Genomic DNA, 17,592 nt, shown 5'->3' on the forward strand with positions numbered 1-17,592 from the left:
AAGCCGGGACCGCATGCCGGCTATCTGTTGATGATAATGATTTGAATTATTATTTCTACCCGATTCCGGTCATGTCAGCCTGAATCGGATGAACCTTGCATGAAACGTCTTTCATGAGCGCCGCCCTTGGTCCGCTTTTCGGGGAGGGAGGTAGGGGTACTGCACCGCCGGGATGGCCTTTATAATATAGTCCCCTACACTATATTTCCGCGCGCCGACCATGGCTCATACCATCCGCCAGAAAGAAAAACTCATCGCCCGCGTGCGCCGCATCCGCGGCCAGCTCGATGGGATCGAACGCGCGCTCGAGGCCGAGGCCGCTTGCGGCGAGGTGTTGCGCCAGCTGGCGTCGGCGCGGGGCGCGCTCAGTGGCCTGACCGCGGAGGTCATGCAGGGGCACCTGGACGAACACGTCGTGCATGCGCCCAGCGAGGCCGGGCGCGCGCAAGCGGCGCAGGAAATGATGGATGTCATCCGGGCCTACATGAAATAGCGGTCGGCCGGCATCGGGCCGCCGGCGCAACGTCCCGCGCGCAGGAGCAAGTCCATGAATACCCCCACGACCCATGAACACGTCTTTCTCGGCCAGGATCATCGGCGCAACGAGCGCCGGGTGTGGTGGGTCATCGCCCTGACGGCGGGCATGATGGCCGTCGAGATCGTCGCAGGCCATCTCTACGGATCGATGGCGCTGGTGGCCGATGGCTGGCACATGTCGACGCATGCCGGCGCGATGCTGATCACTGCCCTGGCCTATGGTTACGCGCGCCGCCACGCGCGCAATCCGCGCTTCACGTTCGGCACCGGCAAGCTGGGCGAACTGGCGGGATTCGCCAGTGCCATCGTGCTGGCCCTGATCGCGCTGATCATCGGCTGGGAAAGCGTGACGCGCCTGGTCGATCCCGTGCCCATCCGCTTTGACCAGGCCATCGCCATCGCCGTGGTGGGGCTGCTGGTGAACCTGGCATCGGCTTGGTTGCTGAAGGACGACCACGGGCATTCGCATGGACAGGGTCACGACAACAACCTGCGCTCGGCCTACATCCACGTGCTGGCCGACGCCATGACCTCGGTGCTGGCCATCGCGGCGCTGCTGCTGGGCCGCAGTTATGGCTGGCTATGGGCCGATCCGGCGATGGGCGTGGTCGGCGCGCTGGTCATCGCCCGCTGGTCCTGGGGCCTGATCCGTGACGCGGGCACCGTGCTGTTGGACGCCGCGCCGCAGAGCGGCCGGATGCGCCGCGACATCGAACGGGCGCTGGACGCCGGCGACGGCGAGATCGCCGACCTGCATGTGTGGCAGATCGGGCCTGGCCACTATGCGGCGATCGTGTCGCTGGTGACGCGCCATCCGCGCGACAGCGCGTTCTACAAGGCCAAGCTGGCGCATATCGCCGGCCTGTCGCATTTGACGGTGGAAACCCAGGCCGCGCCGTGAACGCCTCGTAACGGACTCGGCAGGCGGGTGGCGTTATGCTCGACCGGCGGCATCGCGCGCGCGGGATGCCGGGCCTTCGGGGCCGGGCGCGCGCGTGTTTCGTGTACCTCATCGCAGGAGACCGAAGATGATCAGCAAGAACACCATTTGCCTCTGGTACGACCGCGACGCCCTGGAAGCGGCGCGTTTTTATGCGCAGACCTTTCCGGACAGCGCTGTGGGCCGCGTGATGCACGCGCCTGCCGACTATCCGTCGGGCACGCAGGGCGACGTGCTGACGGTGGAATTCACCGTGGCCGGCATTCCCTGTCTGGGCCTGAATGGCGGCCCTGGCATCCAGCACAACCAGGCGTTCTCGTTCCAGATCGCCACCGACGACCAGGCCGAGACCGACCGTCTTTGGAACGCGATCGTCGCCAATGGCGGCTCGGAAAACGTCTGCGGCTGGTGCCAGGACAAATGGGGCTTGTCGTGGCAGATCACGCCGCGCGTGCTGACCGAGGCGCTGGTGTCGCCAGACCGCGCCGCCGCCAAGCGCGCCTTCGAGGCCATGATGCAGATGGGCAAGATCGACGTGGCCGGCATCGAGGCGGCGCTGCGCGGCTGAACGCGGCGGGCCGCTTGTCTCCGTTTCCCGGGCGCCGCAAGGCGCCCGCCTTGTTGTTGCCGCCTCGGGCACGCCAGTTGCTGCAGCCCGTGGGTCCGGACTCGCGCAAAGGACGGTCCGGACTTTTCTTCAACGACAGGCAGCGGGACGATCCCGCGGGAGAAACGCGATGGAACAGCAATCGAATATCGTCGGCGGTCCGAAGGCCAAGGCGCAGGGCCCCGGCCCGGAGGTCATGGCCGCCAACACGCTGGAAGGCAACGACGTCTACAACGGCGCCGGCGAGAGTCTGGGCGACATCAAGGCCATCATGATCGACGTGCCGCGCGGCCGCGTGGCCTATGCCGTGCTGGCACGCGGCGGTGTGCTGGGAATGGGCGAGAAGCTGTTCGCCGTTCCCTGGGCGGCGCTGACGCTGGATACCGACCGCAAGTGCTTCGTGCTCGACGTCGACAAGGAAACGCTCAAGAGCGCGCCGGGGTTCGACAAGGACAACTGGCCGAGCATGGCCGACGAGACCTGGGCGCGTGAGCTGCACAAGTACTACAACCAGGATATCTACTGGTAGGAACGGGCAGGCGCCGGGCTTCAGTCCGCGTCGGCCCAGTGGCCGTGGTCCGGCCGCACTTGCTGGCGGGCGGCGCCGCGGCGCACCTGCTCCGCGTCCAGCCGCGCGGCGCCGGCCGGATCGACGTCGAAGTCGATGCCCAGCGCGGCCGCCACGCGGGCATCTTCGATCGGCAGTTCCCAGGTCAGGAATACCTGCGACAGATCGCGGCCGTGTGTGAAGCCGGCGGCGTCGAACACGCTGGCGCCGCGCGGCACCACGCCATGCGGCTGGCAGGTGTCGAACAACACCGCGGTGCCGCGCGTCAGGGCGATGCGCTGGCCGGTCTGGGCGAACACCAGGTCCAGGCCCTTGTCGTCGCTCAGGAACAGGTTGCAGAAGGCCGCGCCGCCATACTGATCGCCGTCGTGGTGGTAACGGGCGCCGCGGCAGGCCATCAGGGCGATATCGCCGTCCTCCAGCGCATCGCCCAGGCCAAGCGTCGCGGCCCAGTCGCGCATGGCCTGCAGGCAGGCGCCATAGCCGGGCCAGCGCGCGATGGTGCGCGCCAGCGGCATCTGCTCGACATCGCCCGCTTCCAACTGCAAGCGGGTCTCGATTTCGCGCGTCCAGTCGGCCTGCAGGCGCGCGGGCGGCGCGGGCAGGGCCAGCGTGGCGCAGGGGGCGGCGATGCCGATGGCGCGGCTGCGCAGGGCTTCGCCGCTGCGGAAATAGGAGACGAGCGGGGCGCGGGACATACCGTCATTAGAGCGCAAAGCCGGCTCCGGGAGTCGACACTGCGCACTGGCGTCCAGGCAGCCGCGCCCCGGCGCGATTCGCGATTCAGCCGCCGAGCGCGCTGGCCCAGAGCCGCTGAATCCAGGAGCGGCGCGGCGGGCGCGGCCGGTTGCCGGTGTAGTCCTTCTGCGAGGCCTTGACCACGTCGCCGAACGGCGCGGCGGCGCGATAGTCGTCGAGCCGGTGGCCGGCGGCCAGCGCTTCCTCGTAATAGCGGTCGAACAACTCGGCCAGGTCGGCGCGCGCGTGCGCCACCACTTCGCCATCGAACCAGTGGCGCCGGCCTTCGGCCTGCAGGCGCGGCATGGCGTAGCGGTGCGAGAACTGCGTGCCCATGTCGGAATAGTGCAGGATGCCGATCTCGTCGCGCGCCAGTCCCGCGCCGTCGATGCTGTTGTAGCGGGCATCGAGGTGCTGTACCAACTGCGGGCGTTCGGCGAAATAGTGCTTCATCTCGCGATTGGCGTGGCGCTTGGCGCGCAGGGCATCGAGCGTGGGCAGGTGGGCGCGGGCGCGGGCGCAGTCCCACAGCGCCACGCATGACCGCCAGCCATCGCCGTCGCGGCGGCCGGCGACGATGGCCTCGCCCTCGAACGGCAGATCCCAGATGTCGGCCAGATCGCACAGCACCAGCATGTCGGCGTCCATGTACAGGGCGCGGCCCTGGAAGCCGGCGGCGGCCGGCACCGCCCAGCGGAAGGCGGAGAATGGCGTCGACCATTTTTCAGTGCGCCAGCCGCGTCCGCTATCCGGATCGCAATACCAGGGGCTGGCGGGGTCGCGCGACAAGCGCATCCAGGTGATCTCGACTGGCCGCGAGGCGTGCTTGCGGGCGCTGTAGTCCAGCACCATCATCTGTTCCAGGTCGCAGTCGTTCGGGTCGCAACCGACAAAAATCCTGATGGCGTCGCGCATGGGTCTCGTCATCCTCGGCAGTAGGGGGCGCCTGGCATGGGGCGCCGCACCTGAATTATTGCTGAATTGTAATCGGACTTTACCGTCCAGGCGATGCCGACGGACGCCGCGTGGTTGAATTCCCGCCGCGACGCCACTGTGCCGCTCTCATGGCAGCGCAGCAAGCTGCGTGCCCGCGCGCCGCGTTGCACGCAGCGGACGCTTGCCCGTGTCGCGCTGGCGCCCGGGCGCAAACCGAATAAAGTGCCTGGACCCCGTGGCGCGCGTGCCCGGGGCCCAGACACGACAAGGGAGACGATATGGATACGGCAGGGAACATGGGAACCGGCGTGCGCGAGCAGGTCAGCGCCACGGAATGGCAGGTGCGCAAGGATCTGGCGGCGCTGTACCGGCTGGTGGCGTTGTTCGGTTGGGACGACCTGATCTTCACCCACATCACCGCCAAGGTGCCGGGCACCGAGCATTTCCTCATCAACCCCTACGGCATGATGTTCGACGAGATCACCGCGTCTAGCCTGGTCAAGATCGATCTGGACGGACGCAAGGTGATGGATTCGGAATACGACATCAATCCGGCCGGCTTCACCATCCACAGCTGTATCCACGCGGCCCGCAAGGACGCCATGTGTGTGCTGCACACGCATTCCATCAATGGCGTGGCGGTGTCGGCGCAGAAGGATGGGCTGCTGCCGTTGTCGCAGTTCGCCTTCATCGTGCTGCGTTCGCTGGCTTATCACGACTACGAGGGCCTGGCGCTCAATCCCGAGGAACAGCCGCGGCTGGTGCGCGACCTGGGCAACAGCCAGTACCTGATCCTGCGCAACCACGGCCTGTTGACGGTGGGGCAGAGCATGGCCGAGGCGTTCCAGGCCATGCACCGGCTGGAAGCGGCCTGCATGGTGCAGGTGCGGGCCCAGGCGGGCGGCGGGGAGCTGAGCTTCATCCCGCCCGAAGTGCTGGCGCGCGCCGCAGTGGAGTCGCCAGCCGACCGCGCCCACAAGGCCGCGCTGGCCTGGCCGGGCCTGCTGCGCCGCCTGGACCGGCGCAATCCGGGCTACGCGGACTGATGCGCGCGGCGCAAGCCGCCGGAGCGGCGGCCTGGCGCCCGCGCCGCGCCCGCGGGCTGGCTCAGCCCTTCGCGGGCCGGGCTTGAAGGAACTCGGCGCAGTCGGGCAGCGGCGTGGCCGGCTTGTAGACCGAATCGTCGGCCTGCCACTTGTAGGTCACGGTGTAGCTGCATTGCTTGTCGGCCTGCGGTTGCCGCTGGGCCGCCGTCGGCGCCGGCTGCTTGGCCGGATCGGCGTCGCGGCTGGCGCGGGCCGGCGCGCGCGTGGCCCGCGTGGTGACCTGCAGATCCGGATACGGTTGGTCGCTGGCCAGGGCCTTGACCGTGGCGTCGTAGCGGTACTGCTCCATGCAGTCGCCTGCGCGCCGGCCCTCGTCGGCCTCGTTGACGCAGGCGCGGACCGACGCCTGGGTCGCGTACGGCAGCATCTGCGCCAGGTTCGACGACCTGTCACCCAGGTCGACCGCGAACAGGTATAGGTCGCGGCGCGAGAAGCTGCCGCCCGGGAACTGGATTTCTTCCTTGTAGTCGGGTTCGCTGGGGCCGATCACACCTACCAGGGCGCGTTCCTCGCTCAGGCGGATCAGGTGCGGCCAGACCGTGAAGTGCGAGAAGTCCGGGATCTCCGGCAGGTCCCAGAGCCGGTATTCGGCGCGCAGCGTGCGGCTGCTGGCGAACGGGCCGTTTTCCTCGAAGCCGCCATCGACCTTGATGCCGACGCACCAGTCGGCCTGTTCGTTGCAGTACAGCTTGTTCCGTGGATCGAGCGTCAGCGCCTCGACATCGGGCTGGGCGGCGGTGGCCAGCGTGGGCAGGGCGGCGCAGAGCAACAGGGCAAGGGCTTTATTCATCGGGGTTCCTGGTGAGGCGACAAAGACGGGGCGGAAGATGCCGGCGCATTGTGGCCTGAATTCCCCGCTAACACGTCACCAATTGTGTAAAGCGCTGCAGGAACCTACGGCGCTGGGGCTGGCACTGATGATTTCGACGCCCCCGCGGTCCGGCAGCGAGGCGGAGCGCCCGGCCATGTCTTATCATCGGGGCAGAAATCAAGGTGCCGCTGAATGGCTCCTGATCCACCTGCGTGGGAGACACACATGGATATCGGATTCATCGGCCTGGGCGTCATGGGCACGCCCATGGCGCTCAACCTGGCCCGCGCCGGCACGCCGCTGGTGGCCTGGAGCCGTTCCTCCGGCGGCTTTGACGCGTTGCGCGCCGCCGGCGCGCGCATCGCCGACGATGTCGGCCAGGTCTACGCCCAATGCCGCACCGTGATCCTGATGCTGGCCCACGACCAAGCCATTGACGCAGTGCTGGCGCGCGGCACGGATGATTTCGGCGCGCGCGTGCGCGGTCACGTGATCGTCAACATGGGCACCACCTCGGCCGACTATTCGCGCCGGCTGGGGGCGGACATCGAGGCGGCCGGCGGCCGCTATGTCGAGGCGCCGGTGTCGGGCTCGCGCAAGCCGGCCGAGGCGGGCCAACTGGTGGTGATGCTGGCCGGCCATGATGATGACGTGGCGGCGGTGCGCCAACTGGTGCGGCCCCTGTGCCGCGACAGTTTCATCTGTGGCGCGGTGCCGTCCGCGCTGGCCATGAAGCTGTCGGTCAACCTGTTCCTGATCACCATGGTCACGGGGCTGGCCGAGTCGGTGCATTTCGCCGAACGCCAGGGCATCGACCTGGCGCTGTTCGCCGAGGTGCTGAATGCCGGGCCCATGGCCAGCGACGTGTCGCGCGTCAAGCTGGGCAAGCTGGTGGCGCAGGACTTCTCGGTGCAGGCCGCGATCACCGACGTGCTCAAGAACAGCCGGCTGGTGGCCGAGGCCGCGCGCGGCGCCGGCATCGCTTCGCCCTTGCTGGATGCCAGCCATGCCCTCTACGGCGAGACCGAGGCGCAGGGCCTGGGCACGGCCGACATGGTGGCCGTCATCCGCGCCATCGAACGGCGCACCGAAGCGGGCTGAACCCCGCTGCGTACTTCCTTTTTTTTTGCGGTCTCATGATCACTTTCAGGACTTCCACCCCCGCGGACGGCGAGCGCGTCGTCGACATCTGGCGCCGCTCGGTCGACGCCACCCATGACTTCCTGACCCCGCAGGATCGCCAGGCCATCGAGGCCGAGGTGGTCGGCTTCCTGCCCGCTGCCGCGCTCGACCTGGCGCTGGACGCGAGTGGCCGGCCGCAGGCCTTCATGTTGCTGGACGGCAGCTACATGGAAGCGCTGTTCGTCGACCCGGACGCGCGCGGCGCCGGCGTCGGGCGCGCGCTGGTCGAGGAGGCGCTGCGGCGCCATCCGGACCTGACTACCGATGTCAATGAGCAGAATGCGCAGGCCGTGGGCTTCTATGAACGCATGGGATTCGAGCGCACCGGGCGTTCCGATCGTGACGGCCAGGGGCGGGCCTATCCGCTGATCCATTTGCGTCATCGCGGGTGACGCGACGCCGTTGCCGGGGCCCGCGTCACGGCATCGGCGGGTGGCGCGCCCAGGCGCTTTCCTGCAAACCGCGTGGCGGGTGCGCGCGACGCTACCGATCGTTAGCGATCGGCGCAGCGGTGTCGGATCGCAGGTCCGGGAGATCGAAGGCCCGCACCGCCGGCGCATCGCCGCGCCAGCGTTCCACCTGCACCAGCGCCGACAGCGCGCTCGGGCCTTGCGCCAGCCGTGACGTGCCCACGTCCACCGTCAGCACGTTGGGGTTGCCGTGGCGTTCCAGCGCGTCGTCCCGCGGATCGAACCAGGCGCCGGTGGGCATCACCACCACGCCACGCAGCAGGTCGGCGCTGAGTTGCGCGCCGCCGAGGCAGGCGCCGCGCTCATTGAAGATCCGCACCACATCGCCTTGCGCGATGCCGCGTTCGGCGGCGTCGTCGGGGTGTAGCAGCACCGCCTCGCGGCCGGCGACCTTGTTGGCGCGGGTGGCCGGCGCCGGGTCGAGCTGCGAGTGCAGCCGGTCGGCCGGCTGGCAGGTCACCAGGTGCAGCGGCCAGCGCGCCGCGCTTTCAGCGCCCAGCCATTCCACCGGTGGCAGCCAGGCCGGATGTGGCGGACTGTCGTCGTAGCCGAATTCGGCGATGGCCGCGCTGTGCAGTTCGAGGCGGCCGGAACGGGTCTTGAGCGGATGCGCGGCGGGATCCTCGCGGAACTGCTCGAACAGCACGAAGTCGCGGGCTGGCGGCGGCAGCGCGACATGGCCGCGCTCCCAGAATTCGTCGAAGGCCGGCAGCGTCAGGTGCGCGGCCTCCCAGGCCGGCCGCATCTGTTCGTAGATGCGGCGGATCCAGGCCATTTCGTCGCGGCCTTCGGTGAAGGCCTGCTCGAAACCGCCGCGCGCGGCCAGTTCGCGGTAGATGTCGAAATCGTTGCGGCTGTGGCCCACGGGCGCCACCGCCTGCCGCATCGCCAGGATGTAGCGGTCGCGCGAGGAGCCGCCGATGTCGTTGCGTTCCAGCGTGGTGGTGGCCGGCAGCACGATGTCGGCGCGACGCGCGGTCGGCGTCCACCACGGTTCGTGCACGATGATGGTCTCGGGCCGCGCCCAGGCCCGCGCCAGGCGGTTCAGGTCCTGGTGATGGTGGAAGGGGTTGCCGCCGGCCCAATAGACCAGGCGGATGTCCGGGTAGGTGCCGGTCCTGCCGTTGAATTCATACGATTCGCCCGGCTGCAACAGCATGTCGGCCAGGCGCGCCACCGGGATCGAAGCGCCGGCCGGATTGCGGCCGGCGCGCATCTCCGGCGCCGGCAGATCGGGGCGCGGATTGCCGGCGCCGTTCATCGAGCCATGGCCGAAGGCGAAGCCGCCGCCGGGCAGGCCGATCTGGCCCAGCATCGCCGCCAGTGCGACACTGCCCCAGTACGGCTGTTCGCCACGATGGCCGCGTTGCAGCGACCATGAGCAAGACAACAGCGTGCGGGTGGCGGCCGCGTCCCGCGCCAGCGCGCGGATGGTTTCCGCCGGCACGCCGCAGATGCTCTCGGCCCAGCGCGCATCCTTGGGCTGGCCGTCGGCGCGGCCCAGCAGGTAGTCGGCGTATTGCTCGAAGCCGTTGCAGCAGCGCGCCAGAAAGTCCCGATCGTGGCGCGCCTCGGCCAGCAAGGTATGCGCCATGCCCAGCATCAGCGCGGCGTCGGTGTTGGGCCGGATCGGAATCCACTCGGCCGCCAGCGCCGCCGGCGCGTCGGCGCGCGTGGGGCTGACCACCACTGTGCGCATGCCAGCCTGCCGCGCCTGCGCGAGCCAGCCAGGCGCGCTGTGATCGCCGGCGCCGCCCGAGGCGATCTGGGTGTTGCGCAGGGCAATGCCGCCAAAGGCAATCAGCAGCCGCGTATGGCCGACCACGCTGTGCCAGTCGGTGATGCGGCCGGTCACGGGCGCATAGGTGCCGATGATGTGCGGCAGCAGGAATTGCGCCGCGCCCCAGCTGTAGTTGCCGGATTGATCGACGCAGCCGCCGCCGGCATAGAGGAAACGGTGCGTGAGCGTACGCGCATGGTGCAGGCGGCCGGCCGAGGACCAGCCGTACGATCCGCCGAAGATGGCGGTGGGGCCATGCTGCGCGCGCACCCGTTGCAGTTCGTCGTGCACCAGCGCCAGCGCCGTGTCCCAATCGACTTCGACGTAGCCGTCGACCCCGCGCAGTTCGGGTGCGCCGCGGTGCCTGAGCCAGCTGGCGCGCACGGCCGGACGGTCGATGCGCAGCGGCGAATGCACCATGTCGGGCATCGTGTGGATAAGCGGGGACGGGGCCTGGTCGTGGGCGAACGGCTCGCAACCCACGACACGGCCATCGCGCACCAGCGCGGTGTACGCGCCCCAGTGGGACAGGGACGGATAACGGGAGATCGCTTCGGTCATGCGGGCGGCGCCGTGAAAAGCGTATTGTTATGGAAATCCTCATAACTTAACCGCATTGCTTTAGAAATTCTTTGTCTTTCGGGCGCCCTGGAAGTGTGGAAAATAGAATAATTTTCGGGGCCGCTCTTCCTATACTGCGTAAGCAACAAGGGGAATGGTCAGGTGCAGGCGCCGACCGCGCGCCACCCTGGCTTTGATCGGGCAGTCCATCCGCAAGTGGAGTAGGTCATGAGCAAAATGAAAATCCAGGGGTCTTTCGTCGCCATCGTCACGCCGTTCAATCGTGATGGCAGCGTCGATTTCAGCGCCTTCCGCAGCCTGTTGAAGTTCCAGGAAGACAACGGCACCGCCGCCGTGCTGATCATGGGCTCCACCGGTGAAGTTTCGATGCTGTCGCCCGAAGAACGGCGCCAGGTGATCGTCGAGACGGCCAAGATGAAGACCGGCAAGATGAAGCTGTTCTACGGCTGCACCGGCAACAACACCGACGCCACCATCGATTACCTGAAGTTCGCGCGCGCCAACGGCGCCGATGGCGCCATCCTGGCCGCGCCCGCCTACATTTGCGCCTCCGAGGCCGACACCGAAGCCTATTTCCTCGAGGTGGCCGATGCCACCGATCTGCCGCTGGGTATCTACAACAACCCGCCGCGGGTCAAGAGCGACCTGCACTGGGACCAGTTGCTGCGCATCTTCAAGCACCCCAACTACGTTGTGCACAAGGAATCGACCACCCGTGTCGGCCAGGTGGCGCAGGTGCTGCGCGGCCGTCCCGACGTGTCGGTGATGTGCTGCGATTCGCCCAACCTGGGCCTGGTGGTGCCCACCATGAGCCTGGGCGGCCACGGCACTGCCAACATGACCGGCAACATCGCGCCGGCCGAGATGGCCGGCATTTCGCGCCCCTGGGACACGCCGGACGTTTCGGTCAGCTTCCGCGAGGGCTATTTGGGCCTGCTGCCGATGCTGCACTACTCGTACTCCGCCATCAATCCGGTGGCGATCAAATCGCTGATGAAGGCGGTGGGCCTGCCGGTCGGTGACCTGCGGCGTCCGCTGCGCGGCCTGGAGGGCGATGCCCTGGCCAAGGGCCTGCGCATCGTGCGCGAACTGGGCCTGGACACCAAGTACGGCTTCAGCTCGGCGCAGCTCAAGGCGGCCTGATTCCTCTGTGCCGGCGGCGCGAGCCGCCGGGTTCATATGACGATCCACGACATGGCGGCCGCGCGCAACGCGGCCGATGGCGTGGTCGGCTCCTGCGCGTCCGGAACGGCCGCGCCATCGCCAAGAGAGACCCATCATGTTCCGATCCCTGTCCCGCCCCGCGCCGCTCAAGCGTCTGCTCAATGCCGCCCTGTTGGCGGTGGGCCTCGCATGCGGCGCCCATGCACTGGCCGAAGACACCTATCCGCAGCGCCCCATCACCCTGGTGGTGCCGCATCCGCCCGGCGGCTCCGTCGACGGCTTGGCGCGCCTGTATGCCGAACAACTGGCCAAGGAACTGGGGCAGTCCGTGGTGGTGGAAAACCGCGCGGGGGCCTCGGGCATGATCGGCGCGGCGTATGTCGCGCGTGCCGCCCCGGACGGCTACACGCTGTACCTGAACGCGTCGATCCACGCGATCAATCCGCTGCTGTACAAGAAGACCATCAAGTTCGATTCGGTCAAGGATTTCACGCCCATCAGCGAACTGGCGCAGGGCGCGCTGATCTTCAGCGTCAACCCCAAGGTAGCGGCCAACAACGTGCAGGAACTTGTCAAACTGCTCAAGGCAGAGCCACAGAAATACTCGTTCGCCACCACCGGCTTCGGCTCGGCGGGCCATCTGGCCGCCGCGTCGTTCCTGCACGACAACGGCCTGGAGCAGATCCCCATTGTGCTGTATCGCGGTGGCGGTCCGGCGCTGTCCGACTTGATCGGCGGACAAGTGCAAGGCCTGTTCGATCCGATGTTGTCGTCGCTGCCGATGGTGCGCGCCGGCAAGCTCAAGGCGCTGGCGCTGACCGGCGCCGAACGCAGTCCCCTGCTGCCCGACCTGGCCACCATGAAGGAGCAGGGGCAGAAGAATTTCGCGTTCTATTCCTGGTACGGGGTGTGGGGCCCGGCCAAGCTGCCGGCGCCGGTGCTGCGCAGGCTGGAGGCGGCTTCCGCCAAGGTGATGGCCAGCCCGAAGCTCGTCGAGCAGTTGAACGGGCTGGGCTTCGAGCCGTCGGTGAAGGATTCGGCGGCCTTCGCCAGGTTCATCGACGCGGAGATGAAACGCTATCAGATCATCATCGACCAGGCCAAGATCCACATCGCCCAATAGCACAAGCCGGGCCGCGGCGCGCTTCCCGGCGGCGGCCTGCGTTTCACGGCGCGGCCATCGCCTCCGTGGTCCGGCGCGGCGTGAAGGTCGCGGCCAGGGCCAGCAGCAGCAACAGGCCCGCGGCGATCGTGTACGGCAGCCACGGGCGCACGCCATACAGCAGCGTGCACACCAGCGGCGCCACCACCATCGCCATGCCCTGTACCGCGATCACCGAGCCGGCGGCAATGCCTTGCTCGTCGGCCGTGACGGCATTGGCCGCCATGGTCTGGATCGACGGGAACACCAGCCCCATGCCGGCGGCCATGACGGCATAGCAAGCCTCCAGGCCCGCGGTGCCGCCCAGGACCGGCACCAGCGCGAAGCCGATCGCCGACAGCAAGGCGCCGCCCGCCAGGCAACGCCCCGCGTTCATGCGGCGCGCCTTGGACAGCCCCACCTGCACCAGGATCAGCATGACGCCGACGGTGGTCATGGCGAACCCCGCCGTGCGCGCCGCCGGGCCGGGCGCCAGGCCCAGCGCGTCCATGGCGTAGAAGCCGACGATCATCTGCGCGGTAATGACGGCGCTCATGGCCAGCAGCATCGCGGCCAGCGGCAGCCGCAGGCGCCGGTCGCTCAGCTTCAGCGGCGGCGTGGCGCGCGGTTCGTGCGAGGCGTCGGACGGCAGCTTCGCGGCCAGCCACAGCGTGCCCAGCAGCGGCAGCGCCGCGGCGATATAGAGCGGCAGGGTCAGGCTGTCCGCGACCAGCAGGCCGCCGATGGCGGGGCCCAGCACCATGCCCAGGCCGTTGGCCGCGCCCAGCCTGGCCATCATGGCGCCGCGCTGTTCCGGCGCGGTGATGTCGGCGATGCGCGCGGCGCTGACGGTGGGCATGGCGGCGTAGAAGGCGCCGAGCAGCGCGCGCAGCGCCATCAGCGCGGCCAGCGCCAGCCACACCGGCGGCGGTTCGCGCAACATCAGATCCAGGCCCACAGCCAGCAGCAGGTAGCTGACGATGTAGCCGGCGGCGGCGCGCAGCAGCACCGCGCGGCGGCCGATGCGGTCGCTGCGGCCGCCCCAGTAGCGCGCCATCAGCATCCACAGCAAGCCGGCCACGGTGACCACCAGGCCGCCATGCCATTCGGCCAGCCGCAGGCCGCGCACCACCGGGCCGATCACGGGCATGAAGGCCATGATTGCAGTCAGGCACAGCGTATTGAAGACGAACAGGGCGGTGGCCTCGTTCGGCCGATGGGCGGGGTCTGGCAAATGGGACATGAAAAGGAAAGATGAGGATGAAAATTGTTATCATCCCGGCCGAGCGGCGGTTGCGCTAGCGAATCCGCGCCGGAAATTGCGGAATTGGAACAAAATGGCCTCTCAGCCTCGTCTTGCCCCTGACCGCGGCGCGCCCCTGACCGCGCAGGACCTGCTGCGCCTGCTGCCGCCCGATTGGCTCAGGATCCGCACCCAGCACGAGTTGCCGGGCGGGATCTCGATCGGCTGCCTCGATGGCCGGCCCGAGTCCGACTGGGCTGCCAGCGGCGCGGCCGAATCCAGCGTCGGTATCGCGATCGTGCTCGAGGGGCAGTTCGGCGTGGGTTTCGAGGGCGGCGCGGCCCTGCGCATTCGGCCTGGCAGCGTGATCCTGCACGGCACGGCCGAGCCGGTGCCGGGCTGGGACGAATTCAAAGGGCGGCACACCATCCGCGCGGTCGACATCCGCTTTTTCAACGAGGCCGTGCGCGCCCTGTGGCGGCGCACCTTGCGGCAGGTGCCGGCCTCCGCTTTCGCCGCCGACGGCAGCGTGCCGGCGCGCGATGCGCAGCTGGCGATGTTGCCGCTGTGGCCGGGCCTGGCCCGCGTGGCCAGCGAGATCCTGGCCTGGAACCAGGACCGCGGCGAGATCGCCGACCTTTATCTGCAAGGCAAGGCCCAGGAAGCCCTGGCCTTGACCCTGGCGCACCTGGCCGGACGCGGCGCGGCCGACCTGCCGCCGCCGGCGGACCGCGAGCGGCTGGCGGAGGCGCACCGCCGCATCCAGCGCGACTACGCCGATTGCGGCAGCGTGCGCCAACTGGCGCGGGCGGTGGGCCTGAGCGAAAAGCGCCTGCAAGCCGGCTTCATGTCGCTGTACGGCCAGTCGGTGCATGGCTGCCTGCTGCAAGCCAGGATGGACGCCGCCGCCGGCCTGTTGCGGCGCGGCTGCTCGGTCACCGAAACCGCCTACCGCATCGGCTTTTCCAGCCTCAGCCATTTCATCAAGGCCTTCAAGGCGCATCGCGGCGCCACGCCCAAGGCGTGGCTGCGCGGCGCGGCGCAATAGCGCGGCCAGGGCCGCCACGCCACGGCGCGGCCAGTCTGTGGGGGGTAGCCGCAATACCGGTATCGCGGCTGGCCTTGCTGCGCGGGACCTGGCTGGCAACAATTCCGGTTCCGCATATTCCCGCCCGATCGCCACAAGGCCCTTGTTCCATGACCGCACCCATTTCCACCGACGCCGACGCGGCCGCTCCGGCCCATAACATCCACTGGCGCCGCAATCTGGCGGTCTGTTTCGCCGGCTCGTTCAGCACCATCGTGGCGATGACGCTGCTGCTGCCGTTTCTGCCGCTGTATGTGGAAGAGTTGGGCGTGCAGGGCCATGCGGCCATCGTGCAATGGTCGGGCGTGGCCTACGGCGCCACCTTCTTCGCCGCGGCGCTGGTCGCGCCGTTGTGGGGCCGGCTGGGTGACCGCTATGGGCGCAAGCTGATGCTGGTGCGCGCCTCGTTCGGCATGGCGATCTGCATGTCGCTGACCGGCATGGTGCAGAGCGTGTGGCAACTGGTGCTGCTGCGGCTGCTGGTCGGGCTGGCCGGCGGTTATGCATCGGGCTCGACCATCCTGGTGGCGATGCAGGCGCCCAAGGCGCGCTCGGGTTGGGCGCTGGGCGTGCTGTCGGCCGGCATCATGGCGGGCAATCTGGTGGGGCCGCTGATCGGCGGCGCGCTGCCGCCGCTGATCGGCATCCGCGCGACCTTCCTGCTGGCGGGCGGCGTGATTTTCCTGGCGTTCCTGGCCACCGTGTTCCTGATCAAGGAAATGCCGCGCGCGGCGCGGCCCGCGCGCCAGGAAGGCAAGCGGCAGGGCGGCTGGGCGCAGATTCCCGACAAGCGGCCGGTGGCCGCGATGCTGGCGACCGGCATGCTGCTGATGTTCGCCACCATGTCGATCGAGCCCATCATCACCGTGTACGTGGGGCAATTGGTGGAGGATCCGGCCCGCGTCACGCTGGTGTCCGGCGTGGTGATGTCGGCGGCGGCGCTGGGCGCGATCCTGTCGGCATCGCGCCTGGGCCGCCTGGCCGACCGTGTCGGCCATTGGACCGTGATCATCGGCGCGCTGGCGGTGGCCGCGCTGCTGCTGGTTCCGCAAGCCTTCGTCAGCGCCGGCTGGCAACTGGTGGCGTTGCGTTTCCTGATGGGCCTGGCGTTGGGCGGACTGCTGCCGTGCGTGACCAGCGTGATCCGCCACAACGTGCCGGACGGCGTCGGCGGCAACGTGCTGGGCATGTCGATTTCCGCGCAGTACGTGGGCCAGGTGGCGGGGCCGCTGCTGGGGGGATTCGTCGGCGGCCATTTCGGCATGCCGGCCGTGTTCCTGGGCACCGCGGTCTTGCTGGCGCTGGGGGCGTTGGCCAATGGCGTGCTGCGCGCGCGCCACCAGCGGCTCGTGGCCGGCGCGTGACGCGCCGCCGCCTCAGAAACCGGCCGAGCGCGCGTCCATGACGTGGTCGATCAGGCCCCACTCCACCGCCTCCTCGGCCGTCATGTAGCGGTCGCGATCGAGGCTGCGCTCAACGTCCTCGTAGCTGCGGCCGCAATGCGCCGCATACAGGCGGATGATGCGCTGCTTGGTGCGCTGCATTTCCTCGGCGTGGATCAGCATGTCCGAGGCCTGCCCCTGGAATCCGCCCAGCGGCTGGTGCACATGCAGGCTGGCATTGGCCAGCGCGGCGCGCTGGCCGGGTTCGCCGGCCATCAGCAGGAACGAGCCCATCGAGCGCGCCGTGCCCATGCACAGCGTGTGCACCGGCGACTTGATGAATTGCATGGTGTCGTACATGGCCAGTCCGCTGGTGATGACACCGCCGGGCGAGTTGATGTACAGGTGGATCGGCTTGCCCGGGTTCTCGGCTTCCAGGAACAGCAGTTGCGCGCATACCAGCGCCGATACCGCGTCGTTGACCTCGCCGCTCAGGAAGATGATGCGTTCGCGCAGCAGGCGCGAATAGATATCGAACGAACGTTCCCCGCGGCCGGATTGTTCCACCACCATCGGGACGAGCTGCATCGTTTCGCTCATGAGCGAACTCCTGTCTTGCGTGAAAAGGAAGGGGCGGCGTCAGGCGGCGAGCTTGAAGCCGGCCCAGGCATCATTGGCGGCCTGCGGCAGCGGCTGCGTCAGGCGCGCATCGCCGGGCGTATGGGTGATGGTGAGCCGCGTGCCGCCGTCGGCGGTGGGGCTGAGCTGGAAGGTGACGACGCTGGCCAGGCAGGGCGGCAGCGTTTCGCGCATGCGATAGCACACCTCGACGCCAGGCGTGGCGGCCAGTGGCTCGGGGTCGGCCAGCGCGCTGTCCGGCAGCCACTGGTCGCGCAGGGCGGGGATGCTGAGCGCGCGCCAGACTTTCTCGGGCGGCGCGTCCAGTTCGTAATCGAGCACCAGGGCCGGGTCCTGCGGGGTGTTGTCCGTGGGGGTCATTGGTCCATGTCCTTGAGCAGCGTCTTCAGGGCGTCAACGCGCGCCGGCCAGTAGGCGCGGTACTTGGAGAGCCAGCCGGCGAGCAGCGCCAGGCCATCCGGATCGACTTCGTAATTGACGTAGCGTCCCTGGCGTTCCTCGCGCACCAGGCGTGCCTGGCGCAGCACCGCCAGGTGCTGCGAGACCGCGGGTTGGCTGATGTCCAGGCCTGCCCGCAAGGCGCTGGCGTTCATGGCGCCCAGCGCCAGCTTGTCGAAGATGGCGCGGCGCGTCGGGTCGGCCAGCGCCTTGAAGAGGTCGTTTTCGATCATGACGACAC

General features: G+C 68.7%; 19 protein-coding genes. 11 read left to right on the plus strand and 8 right to left on the minus strand.

All coding sequences use genetic code 11. The features are described 5' to 3' along the window. The first annotated feature begins 220 nt into the window (after positions 1–220). The 4 genes from K2W61_RS12720 (at position 221) to K2W61_RS12735 (ending at position 2,613) form a co-directional block, all read left to right on the plus strand. A complete protein-coding gene (locus K2W61_RS12720) occupies positions 221–493 on the plus strand; it encodes a metal/formaldehyde-sensitive transcriptional repressor (RefSeq protein ID WP_175132309.1) in 273 nt (90 codons plus the stop codon). 54 nt (positions 494–547) lie between these two features. Beyond that, positions 548–1,438, plus strand: a complete 891-nt coding sequence (gene dmeF / locus K2W61_RS12725; RefSeq protein ID WP_236755767.1) for a CDF family Co(II)/Ni(II) efflux transporter DmeF — start codon at positions 548–550, stop codon at positions 1,436–1,438. Between the two features lie 127 nt (positions 1,439–1,565). After that, positions 1,566–2,045, plus strand: a complete 480-nt coding sequence (locus tag K2W61_RS12730) for a VOC family protein (protein ID WP_175132311.1) — start codon at positions 1,566–1,568, stop codon at positions 2,043–2,045. A gap of 169 nt (positions 2,046–2,214) precedes the next feature. Further along, entirely contained in the window at positions 2,215–2,613 is a 399-nt protein-coding gene (locus K2W61_RS12735) for a PRC-barrel domain-containing protein (RefSeq protein WP_175132312.1), read from the plus strand. Between the two features lie 20 nt (positions 2,614–2,633). Here the strand turns inward: K2W61_RS12735 and K2W61_RS12740 are convergent, their stop codons facing one another. Both K2W61_RS12740 and K2W61_RS12745 read right to left on the minus strand, forming a co-directional pair. Continuing rightward, positions 2,634–3,350, minus strand: a complete 717-nt coding sequence (locus K2W61_RS12740; RefSeq protein WP_175132313.1) for a hypothetical protein — start codon at positions 3,348–3,350, stop codon at positions 2,634–2,636. 85 nt (positions 3,351–3,435) lie between these two features. Next, the gene (locus tag K2W61_RS12745; protein ID WP_175140464.1) at positions 3,436–4,305 is read right to left on the minus strand and encodes a glycosyltransferase family protein; all 870 of its coding nucleotides are present in this window, start codon (positions 4,303–4,305) and stop codon (positions 3,436–3,438) included. A 299-nt stretch (positions 4,306–4,604) separates the two neighbouring features. Here K2W61_RS12745 and K2W61_RS12750 point away from each other — a divergent pair, with 299 nt between their 5' ends. Continuing rightward, positions 4,605–5,372, plus strand: coding sequence for a class II aldolase/adducin family protein (locus K2W61_RS12750; RefSeq protein WP_175132315.1), 768 nt, complete (start codon positions 4,605–4,607; stop codon positions 5,370–5,372). Positions 5,373–5,433: 61 nt separating this feature from the next. Here the strand turns inward: K2W61_RS12750 and K2W61_RS12755 are convergent, their stop codons facing one another. Next, complete coding sequence (locus K2W61_RS12755) at positions 5,434–6,222, minus strand: hypothetical protein (protein WP_236755768.1); 789 nt, start codon at positions 6,220–6,222, stop codon at positions 5,434–5,436. Positions 6,223–6,468: 246 nt separating this feature from the next. Between K2W61_RS12755 and K2W61_RS12760 the strand changes: the two genes are divergently transcribed. Continuing rightward, entirely contained in the window at positions 6,469–7,344 is an 876-nt protein-coding gene (locus K2W61_RS12760) for an NAD(P)-dependent oxidoreductase (protein ID WP_175132317.1), read from the plus strand. Between the two features lie 35 nt (positions 7,345–7,379). Beyond that, positions 7,380–7,817, plus strand: a complete 438-nt coding sequence (locus K2W61_RS12765; RefSeq protein ID WP_236755769.1) for an acetyltransferase — start codon at positions 7,380–7,382, stop codon at positions 7,815–7,817. A 91-nt stretch (positions 7,818–7,908) separates the two neighbouring features. On the opposite strand, the gene K2W61_RS12770 is transcribed toward K2W61_RS12765, so the two are convergent. Further along, the gene (locus K2W61_RS12770) at positions 7,909–10,236 is read right to left on the minus strand and encodes a molybdopterin-dependent oxidoreductase (RefSeq protein ID WP_236755770.1); all 2,328 of its coding nucleotides are present in this window, start codon (positions 10,234–10,236) and stop codon (positions 7,909–7,911) included. Between the two features lie 228 nt (positions 10,237–10,464). Between K2W61_RS12770 and K2W61_RS12775 the strand changes: the two genes are divergently transcribed. After that, entirely contained in the window at positions 10,465–11,400 is a 936-nt protein-coding gene (locus K2W61_RS12775; RefSeq protein WP_175132320.1) for a 4-hydroxy-tetrahydrodipicolinate synthase family protein, read from the plus strand. Positions 11,401–11,536: 136 nt separating this feature from the next. Next, on the plus strand, positions 11,537–12,544 hold the full coding sequence (locus K2W61_RS12780) for a Bug family tripartite tricarboxylate transporter substrate binding protein (protein ID WP_175132321.1): 1,008 nt from the start codon (positions 11,537–11,539) through the stop codon (positions 12,542–12,544). A 43-nt stretch (positions 12,545–12,587) separates the two neighbouring features. Here the strand turns inward: K2W61_RS12780 and K2W61_RS12785 are convergent, their stop codons facing one another. Further along, positions 12,588–13,805 carry an MFS transporter gene (locus K2W61_RS12785; protein WP_236755771.1) on the minus strand — a complete coding sequence of 406 codons (1,218 nt, stop codon included), beginning with the start codon at positions 13,803–13,805 and terminating at the stop codon, positions 12,588–12,590. A gap of 94 nt (positions 13,806–13,899) precedes the next feature. On the opposite strand from K2W61_RS12785, the gene K2W61_RS12790 reads away from it, so the two are divergent. After that, positions 13,900–14,853, plus strand: a complete 954-nt coding sequence (locus tag K2W61_RS12790) for a helix-turn-helix transcriptional regulator (protein WP_175132322.1) — start codon at positions 13,900–13,902, stop codon at positions 14,851–14,853. 149 nt (positions 14,854–15,002) lie between these two features. Further along, positions 15,003–16,256: an MFS transporter gene (locus tag K2W61_RS12795; RefSeq protein ID WP_175140469.1), complete on the plus strand. Its 1,254-nt coding sequence runs from the start codon at positions 15,003–15,005 to the stop codon at positions 16,254–16,256. A gap of 12 nt (positions 16,257–16,268) precedes the next feature. Here K2W61_RS12795 and K2W61_RS12800 read toward each other — a convergent pair whose 3' ends face one another. Genes K2W61_RS12800 through K2W61_RS12810 form a run of 3 tightly spaced genes read right to left on the minus strand, consistent with a single transcriptional unit; the run spans position 16,269 to position 17,584 of the window. Then, the gene (locus K2W61_RS12800; protein ID WP_175140470.1) at positions 16,269–16,874 is read right to left on the minus strand and encodes an ATP-dependent Clp protease proteolytic subunit; all 606 of its coding nucleotides are present in this window, start codon (positions 16,872–16,874) and stop codon (positions 16,269–16,271) included. 39 nt (positions 16,875–16,913) lie between these two features. Continuing rightward, positions 16,914–17,273 (minus strand): SRPBCC family protein, encoded by a 360-nt coding sequence (locus tag K2W61_RS12805; protein WP_175132325.1) that lies wholly within the window; start codon positions 17,271–17,273, stop codon positions 16,914–16,916. Then, positions 17,270–17,584 carry an ArsR/SmtB family transcription factor gene (locus K2W61_RS12810; protein WP_175132326.1) on the minus strand — a complete coding sequence of 105 codons (315 nt, stop codon included), beginning with the start codon at positions 17,582–17,584 and terminating at the stop codon, positions 17,270–17,272. Before K2W61_RS12810 ends, K2W61_RS12805 begins: the two co-directional genes overlap by 4 nt. Between the last annotated feature and the right edge of the window lie 8 nt (positions 17,585–17,592).

The organism is Achromobacter pulmonis (genome assembly GCF_021733725.1).
Taxonomy (GTDB): Bacteria; Pseudomonadota; Gammaproteobacteria; order Burkholderiales; family Burkholderiaceae_B; genus Achromobacter; species Achromobacter pulmonis.